General features: G+C 75.4%; 13 protein-coding genes. 4 read left to right on the top strand and 9 right to left on the bottom strand.

The genetic code is table 11. The annotated features are described in order from the left end of the window. Positions 1–1,239, bottom strand: a 1,239-nt coding sequence (locus tag ETD96_RS27895) for a glycosyltransferase (RefSeq protein WP_138639466.1), incomplete at its 3' end; no start/stop codon positions are given. Between the two features lie 168 nt (positions 1,240–1,407). Here ETD96_RS27895 and ETD96_RS27900 point away from each other — a divergent pair. Continuing rightward, positions 1,408–2,016: a histone deacetylase gene (locus ETD96_RS27900; protein WP_138639467.1), complete on the top strand. Its 609-nt coding sequence runs from the start codon at positions 1,408–1,410 to the stop codon at positions 2,014–2,016. 9 nt (positions 2,017–2,025) lie between these two features. Continuing rightward, a complete protein-coding gene (locus ETD96_RS27905; RefSeq protein WP_138639468.1) occupies positions 2,026–2,475 on the top strand; it encodes a peroxiredoxin in 450 nt (149 codons plus the stop codon). A gap of 49 nt (positions 2,476–2,524) precedes the next feature. Here the strand turns inward: ETD96_RS27905 and ETD96_RS27910 are convergent, their stop codons facing one another. Next, positions 2,525–4,165, bottom strand: a complete 1,641-nt coding sequence (locus ETD96_RS27910) for a CocE/NonD family hydrolase (protein WP_338072608.1) — start codon at positions 4,163–4,165, stop codon at positions 2,525–2,527. A 178-nt stretch (positions 4,166–4,343) separates the two neighbouring features. Here ETD96_RS27910 and ETD96_RS27915 point away from each other — a divergent pair, with 178 nt between their 5' ends. Further along, positions 4,344–5,420 (top strand): mechanosensitive ion channel family protein, encoded by a 1,077-nt coding sequence (locus ETD96_RS27915; protein WP_138639469.1) that lies wholly within the window; start codon positions 4,344–4,346, stop codon positions 5,418–5,420. Between the two features lies 1 nt (position 5,421). Here the strand turns inward: ETD96_RS27915 and ETD96_RS48225 are convergent, their stop codons facing one another. The 7 genes from ETD96_RS48225 to ETD96_RS27950 all read right to left on the bottom strand — a co-directional run bounded on the left by ETD96_RS48225 (position 5,422) and on the right by ETD96_RS27950 (position 13,794). Continuing rightward, positions 5,422–6,261: an ATP-binding protein gene (locus ETD96_RS48225; RefSeq protein ID WP_420884789.1), complete on the bottom strand. Its 840-nt coding sequence runs from the start codon at positions 6,259–6,261 to the stop codon at positions 5,422–5,424. Between the two features lie 71 nt (positions 6,262–6,332). Then, entirely contained in the window at positions 6,333–7,022 is a 690-nt protein-coding gene (locus tag ETD96_RS27925; protein WP_138639470.1) for a lysophospholipid acyltransferase family protein, read from the bottom strand. Between the two features lie 98 nt (positions 7,023–7,120). Beyond that, positions 7,121–7,747: a GOLPH3/VPS74 family protein gene (locus ETD96_RS27930; RefSeq protein ID WP_138639471.1), complete on the bottom strand. Its 627-nt coding sequence runs from the start codon at positions 7,745–7,747 to the stop codon at positions 7,121–7,123. Between the two features lie 2 nt (positions 7,748–7,749). Then, entirely contained in the window at positions 7,750–8,034 is a 285-nt protein-coding gene (locus tag ETD96_RS46940; RefSeq protein WP_138639472.1) for a type II toxin-antitoxin system antitoxin, read from the bottom strand. Between the two features lie 12 nt (positions 8,035–8,046). Next, on the bottom strand, positions 8,047–8,991 hold the full coding sequence (locus tag ETD96_RS27940; protein ID WP_387077782.1) for an SPFH domain-containing protein: 945 nt from the start codon (positions 8,989–8,991) through the stop codon (positions 8,047–8,049). 57 nt (positions 8,992–9,048) lie between these two features. Continuing rightward, positions 9,049–10,587, bottom strand: coding sequence for an MFS transporter (locus ETD96_RS27945; protein ID WP_138639473.1), 1,539 nt, complete (start codon positions 10,585–10,587; stop codon positions 9,049–9,051). Between the two features lie 108 nt (positions 10,588–10,695). Further along, positions 10,696–13,794: an AfsR/SARP family transcriptional regulator gene (locus ETD96_RS27950; protein ID WP_138639474.1), complete on the bottom strand. Its 3,099-nt coding sequence runs from the start codon at positions 13,792–13,794 to the stop codon at positions 10,696–10,698. A gap of 50 nt (positions 13,795–13,844) precedes the next feature. Between ETD96_RS27950 and ETD96_RS27955 the strand changes: the two genes are divergently transcribed. Next, positions 13,845–14,276: a limonene-1,2-epoxide hydrolase family protein gene (locus ETD96_RS27955; protein WP_171069268.1), complete on the top strand. Its 432-nt coding sequence runs from the start codon at positions 13,845–13,847 to the stop codon at positions 14,274–14,276. The last annotated feature ends 55 nt before the right edge of the window (positions 14,277–14,331 follow it).

The following is a 14,331-nucleotide window of genomic DNA, read 5'->3' on the forward strand; positions in this document are numbered from 1 at the left end:
CTTGTCGGCCTCGTGCTCCGCCGTCTCCTCCTCGTCCGCCGGCTCGGGCTCGGGCGCGGGGAGCACCTTCAGGTAGGCGCGCAGCGTCTCGGCGGCGATCCGCTCCAGCGAGTAGCGGGAGCGGGCGCGGTCGGCGGCGGCGATCGAGTAGCCGTGCAGCGTCGTCTCCTCGGCCAGCAGGTGCCGGACGGCGCGGCCGATCACGACGGGCCGCCCCGCCGGGACGTGCAGCCCGGTGATGTGGTCGAGGACCTCGTCGGCGTTCCCGCCGGCCGGGGTCGCGACGACGGGCACGCCGCACGCCATGGCCTCCAACGGCACCGACGGGCACGGCTCGTGCGGCGCGAGGCAGAGCACCAGGCTCGCGGTCCGCAGCAGCTTCGGCAGGTTCTTGTGCGGCAGCCGGCCGAGGAAGATCACCCGGTCGGCGACGTGCAGCTCCTTGGCGAGCAGGCGCAGCCGGTGCACGCCCTGGTCGCTCTCCAGGTCCTCGCGCTGCGGGCCGCCGGCGACGGCCAGCTCGGCGTCCGGGACGTGCACGAGGGCGCGCAGCGCGGTGGCGACGTCCCCGGTCTCCAGGTCGTCGCACACCATCACCAGGCGGGGCCGGCCGCCGTGCGGCATCGCCGGGCCGACCTGGGCGAAGTGGTCGCCGTCCACGCCGTAGGGGACGACCGCGACCGACGGGCGCGGCACGCCCATCCGCACGACCTGCCCGGCCTCCTCGGCGTGCCCGGCGAGGACGAGGTCGGCGTCCCGCCCGATGGCCTTCTCCAGCCGGTCGCGGTGCGGGTGCACGCGGTGCCCGGCGCGGCGCTCGGTCGCGGCCACCCCGTGGTAGCTCTGCGCGAACGGGATGTCCAGCTCGCGCGCGACGGCGCAGGCGGCGAGGCCGCCGATCCAGCCGTGCGCGTGCACGATGTCGGGGCGCCCCGCACCGGACCAGCGCCGGCGCAGCCCGTCCGCGAAGTCGCGGATGTGCGCCAGCAGCTCCTCGTCCGGCAGCGGGCGGGCCGGCCCGGCGTCGAGGTGGACCAGGGTGGCGCCCGGCGCGAGCCTGGCCCGGCCGCGGGCGGCCTTGTCCTGGCGCCGCGCGTAGACCGTGACCTGATTCGGCTCCCCGTCCGAGACGAGCGGGCGGGTGAGCGAGCGAGCGAGATCCCGGACGTGGATTGACTGCAGGTGTTCGCCGTCGAGGTCGGAGGCGGACACGAGTGCGATGTTGAGCGAGCGATGCATGACGGATCCTCCGGGACAACACAGGGGAAGCACGGAGGTATCTGCGTCGTAGACACCTGCTCGGCCAGTTTCATTTCCGCCCGCACTCACTGTCAAACCTGGCGAAACGGCATCGGGCCCGGCTCGACCCCATGAAAACACCACCGACCTGCGGGAATACTGGACCAGATGAGTGACGAACCGATCTGGTACGTGGCCTACGGCTCGAACCTCTACCGGGAGAGGTTCCACTGCTACCTCGCCGGCGGGCGTCCCCGCGGCGCCGCCCGCCGCTACGCCGGCTGCCGCGACCCCCGGCCCGCCCGCGCCGAGCAGTCGATCACGGTCCCCGGCGGGATCTACTTCGCGCACACGTCCCTGACCTGGGGCGGCGGGATGGCCTTCTACGACCCGGAGCTGCCCGGCCGCGCCGCCGCCCGCGCCTACCTGCTCACCCGCCGCCAGTTCTGCGACGTCCTGTCCCAGGAGATGCACGGCGACGCCGGAACCGACCACGACCTCTCCGAGGCGCTGGCGAGCGGCCGCCAGTGCCTCGGGCCCGGCCGCTACGAGACCGTCCTGAAGGTGGGCGAGCGGGCGGGCCGCCCCATGCTGACCTTCACCGCGCCCCGTCCCGCGCCGCCGAACGCGCCGACCGCCGCCTACCTGGCCATGCTCGGCAACGGCCTGCGGGAGGCCCACGGCTGGCCCGCCGCCCGCGCCGCGTCCTACCTGGCCGGGCGGCCGGGCGCCCGCGGGGCCTGGGCCCCCGGTGCCATCGCGGACCTGCTCCGCTAGGTTCCTGCCATGAACGTCGGTGACGTCGTTGACGATTTCGAGCTGCCCGACGAGACGGGCGAGCCCCGCACCCTGACCGGCCTCCTGGAGAAGGGGCCGGTGGTCCTGTTCTTCTATCCCGCCGCGCTGACCCCCGGCTGCACCGCCGAGGCGTGCCACTTCCGCGACCTGGTCGCCGAACTCGCCGAGGCGGGCGCCCACCCGGTCGGCGTCAGCGCCGACCCGGTCGCCAAGCAGAAGGAGTTCGCCGACCGGCACTCCCTCGGCTACCCGCTGCTGTCGGACCCGTCCGGCGAGGTCCGCGCCCGCTTCGGCGTCAAGCGCGGGGTGGCGCTGCTGCCCACCCGGCGCCAGACGTTCGTCATCGGCACCGACCGCCGCGTCCTCGCCGTGGTCAAGAGCGAGGTCCGCATGAACGTGCACGCCGACAAGGCCCTCGCCGCCCTCCGCGCTCGCTAGGGGCTCGCTAGGGGCCCGCGCCCGCTAGGGCCGCCGGGGGCCGCGCCCGTCAGGAGACGACCGGGAGCGTGATGGCGGACGGCCGGCCGGGGTCGTGGAAGATCTCCTGGTCGGCGGTGAGCATCTCGGTGGCGGTGCCGATGGGGGCGCCGGTGCCGGAGTTGCGGGCGACGCGCGGGTAGGCGCCGCTCGCGACCTGGACGCGGACGCGGTGGCCGCGGCGGAAGCGGTGCCCGGCGGGCCAGAGCTCGACGGCGACGCGGCGCACCCCGTCAGCGCCGGCCTCCGGGGTGCCGGGGACGAGCCGCCGCATGCCCTCGCAGAGGTTGAGCGACGCGCCGTCCGGGGTGACGTCGCAGAGCCGGACGACGAAGTCGGTGTGCTCCCGGTTCGAGCGGATGTGCAGGTCGGCGGTGACCGGGCCGATGATCTCCAGGTCGTCGTCCAGCACGGCCGAGGTGTAGGTGAGGACGTCCCGGCGGCGCTCCAGCCGCTTCTGGTCGGTGGACGGGCGGGTCTCCCCGAGCAGCGTCGGCCCGCCGAGGAACGGCGTCGGGTGGTTCGGGTCGTAGCGGTAGGCGTCGGGGTCGGACTCGGGCGGGGCGTCGGTCGACAGCGCACCGGCGGGTTGCAGGTGCCAGCGCTCCTCGCGCATGCCGGGGACGGGCCAGTCGGGGAACTCGCGCCACTCGTCCGCGCCGGTGATGTAGAGCCGAACGGGGTTCTCGCGCAGCCCGGACGGGTCGTCGAGGAGGTGGGCGCGGAACCAGGCGATGGAGTCGGCGACCGAGCCCCGCATCATCCGCTGGTCGGCGTGGAACCAGGGGCCGATCGTCAGGTACGGGCGGCGGCCGGCGGCGCGCAGGGCCGCGTAGTCCTTCATCTGCCAGGGCAGGAAGATGTCGTACCAGCCGCCCGTCATGTTCACCGGCGCGGTGACCTTCGACACGGTGGGGCTGAAGTCGCGCTTGTCCCAGAACGGGGTGTCGGGCCCGTTGACGAGGAGGTCCTGGAAGAAGCGCTGCTGCGCGCCGGTCGCGAGCCGGTCGAGCTCGGCGATCGGGCGCCCGGACAGGGTGGCGCGGCGGGCGCGGCGCGGCGACATGATGCCGGTCGTGATGCCGGAGAGGGAGTTCTTCATCCGCGCGGTCAGGTCGACCCAGATCAGCGCGGACTCCAGCGCGAAGGTGCCGCCGACGTTGACCGCGTCCCGGAACGTGGAGGCGGTGACCTGCATCGACAGGGCCTTCAGCTCCGGTCCGGCCTCGGCGGCGACGGCCCACTGCACGTAGCCGAGGTAGCTCGGGCCGTGCATCGCGAACGTCCCGCCGAACCAGGGCTGCGACTTCAGCCACTCGATGGTGGCGAGGCCGTCCTCGCGCTCGTCGAGGGCCTCGAAGACGCCGCCGGACCCGAAGCCGCCGCGGACGCTCTGCACCACCGCCTGGAACCCGTGGGACGCGAACGCCTGCCCGCACATCAGCCCGAACGGGCCGCGCCGCCCGTAGGGGGACCGGACGAGCACGACGGGCGCCCCGTCGACGCCCACCGGGGCGTACCGGTCGGCCAGCAGCGTCACTCCGTCGGCGGCGGGGACGGCGAGGTCGCGCTCGACGGTCACCCGGTGGGGGCCGTTGCGCAGTCCCAGCGCCGTGACCCCCAGCCGGCGCATCATTCCCACGGCTACCACGTGATCGATCGTATCCGCCACATCCGGCGACCCCGCGGCCACATGTCCCGCGATACGCCGCGGAGCACACCGCGGCTTCACTACGATCGGGACACGCAACTCGGCAAATCGGGATCTTACGGGCCGGATTCGGCCGGCTCGGCCGGTGATGGCCCCCGTTGGGAGAGTTACACGCGTCATGGGTGACCTGGGCGACCTGAGCTGGACGCGCGTCATCGCCGCCGCCGTCGTGATGGCGGCGGCACTGGCGATCGCCGTCCTCCTGCGGCTGCTGACCGGGCGGCTGACCCGGCGGGCGGGCGACACCCGGTGGGCCTGGGACGACCTCGCCGCCCGCCTGATCCGCGACCTGGCGATGCCGCTCGCGGTGCTGCTCGGGCTGTGGACGGCGGCGAAGGTGCTGGAGCTGCCGCGCGGCACCCTGGACGTCACCGCCAAGATCCTCACCGCGGTGACGATCCTGGTGGTGTCGCTGGCGCTGGCCCGGCTGATCGCCGCGTCGGTGACCTCGATCGCGCTGGCCCGGCAGGGCGTCGCCGCGAACGTCACGATCTTCGCGAACATCACCCGGGTGATCGTGCTCGGCGTCGGCGTCCTGGTGATGCTGCAGAGCATCGGGGTGTCCATCACGCCGCTGCTCGGCGCCCTGGGCGTCGGCGGTCTCGCGGTCGCGCTGGCCCTGCAGGACACGCTCGCGAATCTGTTCGCGGGCGTGCACGTCCTCGCGTCCAAGACGATCGAGCCCGGCGACTACATCAAGCTGGCCACCGGCCAGGAGGGGTACGTCGTCGACATCAACTGGCGCAACACCTCCATCCGGACGCTGTCCGACAACATCGAGGTCATCCCGAACCAGCGGTTCTCCGACACGATCCTCACCAACTACCACCGGCCCGCGCAGGACATGTCGGTCATGGTGTACGCGAAGGTGCCCTACGAGGTCGACCTCGACGCCGTGGAGGAGATGCTCGTCAAGGTCGGCCACGACGTCATGAACGACGTGCAGGGCGGCGTCGCCGACTGCAACGTCCTGGTGCGGTTCGACGACTTCAACGACGCCTCGGTCGGCTTCCACGTGATCCTGCGGTCCAGCGAGTTCGGCGACCAGTTCGCGATCAAGCACGAGTTCCTCAAGCGCCTGCACCGCACGCTCCGCGAGGAGGGCATCGCGCCGCCGTACTGGCACCACCGCGTGGTCGTGGACGAGCCGTCGCCCACCGCCGCGGCCGCCGCCAACGGGATCGCGCCGCGCTGACTCACGCGGGCGGGGGCGCGACCTCGTCGAACCAGGCGAGGAACTCCGCGTCGCCGAACATCCGCGCGGTCTCGGCGGCCGACGGCGACCCCGCCCGCGGGTCGGCGCCCGCGTCCAGCAGGGCCCGCACCACGGCCGTCTCCTTCTTGAACACCGCGCCCGCGAGGGGCCGCTGGCCGCGGTCGTTGGCGCGCTCGGGGTCGGCGCCGCGCGCGGCGAGGGCCCGGACGGTCTCCGGGTGGCCGTGGTACGCGGCGAGCATGAGGAGCGTGTCGCCCCGCTCGTTGGCCAGGTTCACCGGCGCCCCGGCGTCCACGTAGCCGACGAGCCGCCCGGTGTCGCCGGCCCGCGCCAGGTCGAACATCCGGTCGGCGAACTCGTCGCCCTCCGGGAAGGCGTCGGCGAGGACGCTGTCCGCGGTGAGCAGGCCGCCGAGGCTGTCCTCGCCGTAGGACAGCCGCTTCTCCAGCGCGACCAGCGCGCCGTCCTCGGGGAACGAGCAGAACCGCACGTCGTCGGCCAGCGACCGCATGATCAGCAGTCCGCGGCCGTGCTCGGCCGACGGGTCGGGCAGCGGGACGCGCCCGGCGTCGAACCCGGTGCCCGAGTCGATGACCTTGATGGTGCAGCGGCGGTCCTGGATGGTGGCGCGCACCGTGTAGCGGGCGCCGTGCTCGGCGTGCCTGATCACGTTGCTGCACGCCTCGGTCAGCATCATCTCGATGTCGTCGCGGATGTGGTCCTCGACCCCGAGTGCGGCGAGCGCCGCGTCCAGGAGCCTCCGCGTGGCCGGGACGCTCGCGGCGTCCCGGGGGAGCAGGAGGTCCAGGCTGATTTCCACATCATCTCCGTCGGTCCCCCTGAATCGTGCCCTTTCGGTCGCGCTCAAACATGCGGGGGACGGCCGGGCCGTCACGCCGGCTCGGTGGGGCGGGGCGCGTAGTCGTCCACGTACTCCTGGCCCGACAGCGCCTGGATCGCCTCCATGATCTCGTCGGTGACCTGCCGGGCGGCCTTGCCGCGCGGGACGCCCTCGTCCCGGCCCCGGAAGTCCATCGGCGGGCCGACGCGCAGCCCGATCCGGCCCGGCCGCGGGACGGCCCGCCCGCGCGGCTGCACCCGGTCGGTGCCGGTGATCCCGACCGGGACGACGGGCGCCCCGGTCCGCATCGCGAGCCGCGCCACCCCCGTGCGGCCCCGGTAGAGCCGCCCGTCGGGGGAGCGGGTGCCCTCGGGGTGGATGGCGAACACGCCGCCGCGCGCCAGCACCGCCGCCGCGGCGTCGAGCGCGTCCAGCGCCGCCCGCCCGCCGGACCGGTCGACCGCGATCGCCCCGACGCCGCGGAAGAACGTCGCCGTGGCGCGCCCCTTCATCCCCGCCCCGGTGAAGTACTCGTGCTTGCCGAGGAAGTGGACCCGGCGCGGCAGGATCAGCGGCACCGCGAACGAGTCGAGGAACGCCAGGTGGTTCGCCGCGATGATCACCGGCCCGGTCCGCGGGACGTGCCGCACCCCGCTCACCCGGGGCAGGAACGCGACGCGCATGGCGGGTCCCATGACGACGTACTTCATCAGCGGATAGACAAGGCGCTCGGGGTCCATGTCCGAGAAGGCTATGGGCCGCGCGGCCCCCGCCGCCGGTGGGGCCCGATACAAACCGGGACCCCCGGATCTTGTAGGAAACCGCAATGGCGCGCCGGTCAGCCGGCGGCGGCCGCCGCGTCCATGCTCCGGATCAGCTTGCGGACGGCGGGCGCCGCCGGGCCGCTGCGCGCGGTCAGCTCCGCGATCCGCCGCCGGTAGCGCCGCCGGTCGGGGCGCGGCAGCACCGAGCCGAGCCCGCCCGCCGCCGCGAGCGCCACCGCCGCCGCGTCGTAGCTGTTGACATGCGCCACCGGCCGCCCCCGCAGCGCCGACGACGCGCCGCCCCACAGCTCCTTCACGACCCGCGGGTCCTTCACCGTGACCTCGTGCCGCGGGACGAGCCCGAGCACCCGGGTGCGGCGAACCCGGATCCAGCCGTCCCGCTCCAGCTCGTCCCGGACCGTCTCCACGATGGCCTTGGCGTCCGTCCGCACCCAGTGCTGCCAGGACCGGGGCCGGGACGCCGCGATCTGCGCCGCCACCCCGTACGGGTCGTCGCCCGGCGTGCCCGGGACGGGGCGGCGCCGCTCCTCCTGCAGCCGCCCGTCCAGGTACAGCTCGGTCAGCGCGGCGCCGCGCAGCACGTAGCCGAGCCGCGCGCCCCCGCTGGTCATCTTCTGCTTCCTCAGGTCGTACGCCAGCAGGTACATGCGCGCCGGCAGCGACTCCGGAACCTCGACCATGGCTAGTCCTCGCTCCCGCCGCCCGGCGGGTCGTCCTCGTCCGCGGGCCAGCGCCCGTCCCCGTCCCCGTTTCCGTCACCGTCCGGGGGCCGCGGCCGCCTGCGCGGCCGGCCCGGCCCCCGCATCCGCTCCGCCGACCCCGGCATCCGGCCCGCGTCGGCGAGCGCCCGCCGCAGCAGGAACTCGATCTGCGCGTTGGTGCTGCGCAGCTCGTCCCCCGCCCACCGGGCCAGCGCGTCGTGCACGGCCGGGTCGAGCCGCAGCAGGATCTTCTTCCGCTCCGCCACTGCTACGCGCGGTCACTGGTAGAGGCTGCCGGCGTTGACCACCGGCTGGGCGTCCCGGTCGGCGCACAGCACGACCAGCAGGTTGCTCACCATCGCCGCCTTGCGCTCCTCGTCCAGTTCCACGACGTTCTCCTCGTCCAGCCGGTCGAGCGCGAGCTGCACCATGCCGACCGCGCCCTCCACGATCCGCTGCCGCGCCGCCACGACCGCGCCGGCCTGCTGCCGGCGCAGCATCGCCTGCGCGATCTCCGGCGCGTACGCCAGCCGGGTGATCCGGGACTCGATGATGTCGACCCCGGCGGACGCGACGCGCTGCGCCAGCTCCTCCGACAGCTGCGCGGTGATCTCGTCGGCGTTGTCGCGCAGCGAGGTGCGGTCGGCGGCGTCGTAGGGGAAGCTGCCCGCGATGTGCCGGACGGCCGCCTCGGTCTGGAACGCGACGAACTCCACGAAGTCGTCCACCTCGAAGACCGCCCGCGCGGTGTCGGCGACCTGCCACACGACCACGGCGGAGATCTCGATCGGGTTCCCGTCCAGGTCGTTGACCTTGGCGAGCCCGGTCTCGTGGTTGCGGATCCGGGTCGAGACCCGGCGCCGCTCGGTCAGCGGGTTCACCCAGCGCAGCCCGTCGGTGCGGACGGTCCCGGAGTAGCGCCCGAGCAGCTGCAGCACCCGCGCCTCGCCCGGCGCGACCGGGGTGAGCCCGGCCGCGAGGACCAGCCCCGCGACCACCAGCAGGCCGCCCACCGCGCCGCCGACCGCGATGGCGGCGGCCCCGCCGGCCGCCACCCCGACGGCGATCGACGCGCCGCCCACCGCGACCCACAGCAGCGCGACGCCCAGCATCAGCCACCCGCCGCGGTCCCGCGCCGCCCGCTCCTCGATCTTCGGCCTCGGCATCTCCACCCGGGCCACCGCGTCCGCCATGCCGTCCTCCCGTTCCTCGGTTATCACCATCATAGCAAAGTGATATCATATTTCCAGGCATGGAGGACGGCGGGGCGCCCGCCCGGCTCAGGGGAGCGGGACGAGGTCGGGCTCCTCGGCGTCCTCGATGACCTTGGGCACGTTCCGCAGGGTCACCAGCGCGAAGACGGCGACCGCGGCGGCGAACCCGGCGCTGCACACGAGCGCGGCGTGCATGCCGTCCACGAAGGCCTCGCGGGCGGCGGTGGCGATCTGCGCCCCGAGCGCCGCGGGGAGGTCCGCGGCGGCCTGGAGGGCGGCGGCCAGCGAGTCGCGCGCGGCGGCCGCGGCCGGCGCCGGGACGCCGGCGGGCAGGTCCAGGACGTTGCGGTACACGGCGGTCAGCACGCTGCCGAGGACCGCCATGCCCAGCGCGCCGCCCAGCTCGGTCGCCGTCTCGGCGATCGCCGACGCCGAGCCCGAGCGCTCCTTCGGCACCGACGCGAGCACGGTGTCGGCGGTGACCGTCATCGCCAGCCCCATCCCGAGCCCGGCCAGCAGCATGGACGGGAGCATCAGCCAGTACGAGGTGTGCAGGCCGATCACCAGGTAGAGGGAGAACCCGCCGGCCGAGACCAGCATGCCGGCGGCGACGACGCGGGCCCGGCCGAGCGCGTTGATCAGCGGCGGGGCCAGCACGGCGCCCCCGATCATGGCCCCGGCCGCGCCGGGCAGGCCCGCCAGGCCCGCCTTGAGCGGCGACCAGCCGAGCGCGAGCTGGAAGAACAGGGAGAAGATCAGCGACTGGGCGACCAGGGTGAACATCGCGAACATGTTGGTGGCGACGGAGCCGGCGAACGCGGCGCGGCGGAACAGCCGGACGTCGATCAGCGGCTCGGCCGTCCGGGTCTGCCGGACGACGAACGCCGCCAGCGCCGCCAGCCCGATCGCGAGCGAGACGTAGACGCGGGTCTCGTCCAGGCCGTGCGCGGCGGCCTCCTTGATCGCGTACACCGCGCCGAGCACGCCGGCGATCGACAGCGGCACGCTCGGCAGGTCCAGCCGGCCCGGCACGGGGTTGCGCGACTCCGGCAGCACGATCGCGCCGGCGACCAGCACCACGGCCATGATCGGCACGTTGATCATGAAGACGGAGCCCCACCAGAAGTGGTTCAGCAGCGCCCCCGCCAGGACCGGGCCGAGGCCGACGGCGAGACCGGCGACGCCGCTGAACGCGCCGATGACCGCGGTCCGCTCCTTCGGCTCGGGGAACGCCCGGCGGATCAGCGACAGGCCGGACGGCATCAGCGTCGCCCCCGCCACGCCGAGCAGCGCGCGGGCCGCGATCAGCAGCTCGGCGCTCGGCGCGTACGCGGTCACCGCGGACGCCGCGGCGAACACCGCGGTGCCGATCAGCAGCAGCCTCCGGTGCCCGACCCGGTCGCCGATGCCGCCCATGGTGATCAGCAGGCCGGCGAGCGTGAACCCGTAGGCGTCGGCGATCCACAGGATCTGGGTGGCCGAGGGGTCCAGGTCCGCGCTCAGATGCGGGACGGCCTGGTTCAGCGCGGTCAGGTCGATGTTCGGCACGAGCGCTGCCAGCAGGCAGATCGCGAAGGTGCCCCACTTGCGGGCTGAGGAGTTCATGACCGCAACGGTCGCGGGGCGCGCTGACCGTTCCCGCACCGTCCGCTGACGGCCGGGCGCGCGGGCCGTCAGCGCCCGTCAGGGGCCGCCGGCGCCCGCCGGCGCTCGTCAGCCGGTGCCGGTGAGGATCGCGCCCGCCCGGTCGCGGGGGAGCGCGGCGGCCGCCGCGAAGGCCCGCTCGAAGGCGGCGTCGCCCAGCAGGCCGCGGGCCGCGTCGGCGGCGCGCTCGGCGTCGGGGCCGCCCGCGGCGTGGACGCCGCGCAGCGCCTCCGCCACGCCGAGCAGCAGCGCCGCGCGCTCCCCGTCCCCGTCGGCGGCGGCCGCCCCCGCCAGCCCGGTCGCCACGGCCGTCCGGTAGACGAAGATGGGATGGTCCAGCGACATGTCGAGGGCCTCGCGGAACAGCGCGCGGGCCCGTCCTGTGTCGCCCTCGGCGACCGCCAGCCAGCCCAGCCCGACGAGCGCCGAGCCGCGCGTCGCGGCGGCGATGAACCGCTCGGAGGCGAAGCCGGTGAGGGCCGTCTCGTAGAGCCGCCGCGCCTCGCCGAGGTCGCCGCGCAGCCGCGCCACCTCGCCGAGCCCGTAGTGGCCGGCGGCGACCTTGTCGGGCGCGCCGGCCCGGCGGCCGAGCTCGATGCCGCGCTCCAGGTCCGGCCGCGCCGCCTCCGGCCGCCCGCCGCGGATCAGCACGTGCGCCCGCTGGTAGAGCAGGTCGGCGGTGTCCTCCAGCGCGCCGAGCGGCGCGAGGACGTCCAGCGCCTCGTCCAGCAGCGCGATGGCGCGGGCGTGGTCGCCGCGCCAGCCGGCCGCCTGCGCGAGGGTGTCGAGCACGTTGGCGATGCCCCACCGGTCGCCGCGGGACCGGAAGAGCCGCAGCGCCTCGCCGCAGTGCCGCTCCGTCGCGGCGACGTCCCCGGCGTGCTGGGCGAGGAACCCGTCGCTCATCGCGACCAGCGCCCGCGTCCACGGGTCGTCCCCGATCTGCCGGGTGAACGCCGCGTAGTCGGTGCGCTCGGGCCCGGCGGTGAGCGCCCACAGGACGATCACGACCGGGTACCGCACCGCCCGGTCGACGCGCTGCAGCTGCACTGCGGCGCGGTCGAGCCACGCCACCGCCCGCTCGCCGGCGATCCCGCCCGCCACCGCGTTGGTGACGCAGAGGACGTACTCCTCCTCCATCCCCGCCGGCGGTTCGGGGCCGAGCGCGTCGAGCAGCTCCGACGCCAGCGCCGCGCCCTCCACCCGGCCGCGCAGCCACCAGTACCACGACAGCGACGCGACCGTCCGCAGCGCGAGCGCCGGGTCGGCGCGCACGCCCCACCGCAGCGCCGCGTGCAGGTTCCCGTGGTCGGCGGCGAGCAGCTCCAGCCACTCCAGCTGCCCGGTCCCGCGCAGGTGCGGCTCGGCGCGCGCGGCCAGCCCGGCGAAGTACTCGGCGTGGGCCCGCTCGAACCGCTCCCGCTCGCCCGCCTCGGCGAGGCGCTCGGCGCAGAACGCCCGGACCGTGTCGAGCATCCGGTACCGCGACCCGTCGCTCTGCACCAGCGACTTGTCGGCCAGCTCGACCAGCAGCTCGTCGGCGTCGTCCAGGTCGCAGACGCCCGCCGCCGCCTCCAGCGCGAGGCCGCCGGAGAACACCGTCAGCCGCCGGGCGAGGGTGCGCTCCGCCTCGTCGAGGAGGTCCCAGCTCCACTCGACGACCGCGCGCAGCGTCCGGTGGCGCGGCGCCGCCGCCCGGTCCCCGCGCGACAGCAGCCGGAACCGGTCGTCCAGCCGCGTCGCGACCTCGGCGACCGGCAGCGACCGCAGCCGCGCCGCCGCCAGCTCGATCGCCAGCGGCAGCCCGTCCAGCGCCCGGCAGATCCGCAGCACGGCCCCGGCGTTGCCCTCGTCCACCGCGAAGCCGGGACGGACGGCCTCGGCCCGGTCCAGGAACAGCCGCACCGCCGGGTAGCCCTGGAGCGCCTCGGCCGGGACGCCGTCCGGCGGCAGCTCCAGCGGCGGCAGCGGCCGCAGCGCCTCCCCGGTGATCGCGAGCGCCTCCCGGCTCGTGGCCAGCACCCGCAGCCGCGGGCACGCGCCGAGCAGCCGGCGCGTGATCCGCGCGACGGGCGCCACGACGTGCTCGCAGTTGTCCAGGACGAGCAGCAAGTGCCGCCCCTCCAGGGCCGTGACCAGGCGCTCCACCGCGTCCGGCGACGGCTCGCCCGGGGCGGGCAGCATCCCGCCCTCGCGCAGCCCGAGCGCGCCGAGCATCGCCTTCGGCACCTCGTCCGCGACGACGGGCGCCAGGTCGACGAAGCAGACCTCGCCGCCCTCGCGTCCCGCCGCCTCGATCGCGAGCCGCGTCTTGCCCGCGCCGCCGGGCCCGAGCAGCGTGACGAGCCGCCCGTGCGCGAGCATCTTCCGGACGCGCCGCAGCTCCTCCTCGCGCCCGACGAAGCTGGTGAGCTGCGCGGGCAGGTTCGGCCGGACCGCCTCGGGGGCGGCGTCGCCGCGCAGGACGGCCAGGTGCGCCTCGGCGAGCTCCTTGGACGGGTCGGCGCCCAGCTCCTCGGCCAGCGCCCGCCGCCCGTCCTCGAACACCGCGAGCGCCTCCGCCTGCCGGCCGCCGGCGTGCAGCGCCCGCATCAGCAGCGCCCGCGCCCGCTCGCGCAGCGGCTGCGCGGCCACCAGGTCGCGCAGCCGCTCGACCGCCGGCTCGGGGTCGCCGCCCCGCAGCCGCGCCTCGGCGAGGGCCTCGACGGCCGCGGCCCGCGCCTCCTCCAGCCGCGCCGCCTGCGCCGCCGCGAACGGCGCGCTCACGTCGGCCAGCGCGGCGCCGCGCCACAGCCCGAGCGCCTCCTCCAGCAGCGCGGCCGCCTCCCCGGCCGTCGCCGCCCGCCGCGCGTCCGCGGCGAGCCGCTCGAACCGGTGGGCGTCGACGTCGTCGCGCTCGACGGCGATCCGGTAGCCGGCGGGCAGCCCCTCGACCGGCGCCGCGTCCCCGAGCGCGCGGCGCAGCCGCGACACCTGCGACTGGAGCGCGTTCGCCGCGCCGCTCGGCGGGTCCTCCCCGTAGAGCCCGTCGATGAGCCGCTCCGCCGGGACGAGCCGTCCCGCGTCCAGCAGCAGCATCGCGAGCAGCGCCCGCACCCGGGGTCCGCCGATCGGCACGGCGTCCCCGCCGGCCCGGGCCTCGACCGCTCCAAGGATGGCGAACTGCATGTCCGGATTCTCCCGCACTACCGTGGTGGTCCCGACCCTGGAGGAGCGCCATGACCGAGATCCAGATCGTCACCGACTTCCTCTCCGCGCTCGAGAACCTGGACGTCGACCGCGCCCTGGCCCACGCGGCGCCCGGCATGGTCTACCAGAACGTCCCGCTGCCGCCCGCCCGCGGCCTGCCCGCCGTGGAGAAGACGCTCCGCTCCATGACCCGCTACGGGACGGGCTTCGAGGCCCGCGTCCACAACATCGCCGCGAACGGCCCGGTGGTGCTCACCGAGCGCACCGACGTCCTGGAGCGCGGGACGTGGCGCGCCGAGTTCTGGGTCTGCGGCACCTTCGAGGTGCACGGCGACCGCATCACCCTCTGGCGCGACTACTTCGACTGGACGACGTTCCTGGCCGCCTCCGCCAAGGGCCTCGGCGGCGTCCTGCGCGCCGCCCTCGGCCCCCGCCCGCACCGGCGGCCCACTCCCCGCTGACGCGGCGGGGCGGCCCGCGGATCACACCCGCGCCTGTTCCGGACAACCGCTGGTG

The sequence above is a fragment of the Actinomadura geliboluensis genome (genome assembly GCF_005889745.1).
Classification (GTDB): domain Bacteria; phylum Actinomycetota; class Actinomycetes; order Streptosporangiales; family Streptosporangiaceae; genus Spirillospora; species Spirillospora geliboluensis.

Coding starts and splice junctions, on each gene's coding strand:
- ETD96_RS27945 (WP_138639473.1), bottom strand. CDS start 10,587: ATGAACTCCTCAGCCCGCAAGTGGGGCACCTTCGCGATCTGCCTGCTG.
- ETD96_RS27905 (WP_138639468.1), top strand. CDS start 2,026: ATGAACGTCGGTGACGTCGTTGACGATTTCGAGCTGCCCGACGAGACG.
- ETD96_RS27925 (WP_138639470.1), bottom strand. CDS start 7,022: ATGGACCCCGAGCGCCTTGTCTATCCGCTGATGAAGTACGTCGTCATG.
- ETD96_RS27915 (WP_138639469.1), top strand. CDS start 4,344: ATGGGTGACCTGGGCGACCTGAGCTGGACGCGCGTCATCGCCGCCGCC.
- ETD96_RS27950 (WP_138639474.1), bottom strand. CDS start 13,794: ATGCAGTTCGCCATCCTTGGAGCGGTCGAGGCCCGGGCCGGCGGGGAC.
- ETD96_RS27955 (WP_171069268.1), top strand. CDS start 13,845: ATGACCGAGATCCAGATCGTCACCGACTTCCTCTCCGCGCTCGAGAAC.
- ETD96_RS27900 (WP_138639467.1), top strand. CDS start 1,408: ATGAGTGACGAACCGATCTGGTACGTGGCCTACGGCTCGAACCTCTAC.
- ETD96_RS27930 (WP_138639471.1), bottom strand. CDS start 7,747: ATGGTCGAGGTTCCGGAGTCGCTGCCGGCGCGCATGTACCTGCTGGCG.
- ETD96_RS27940 (WP_387077782.1), bottom strand. CDS start 8,991: ATGGTGATAACCGAGGAACGGGAGGACGGCATGGCGGACGCGGTGGCC.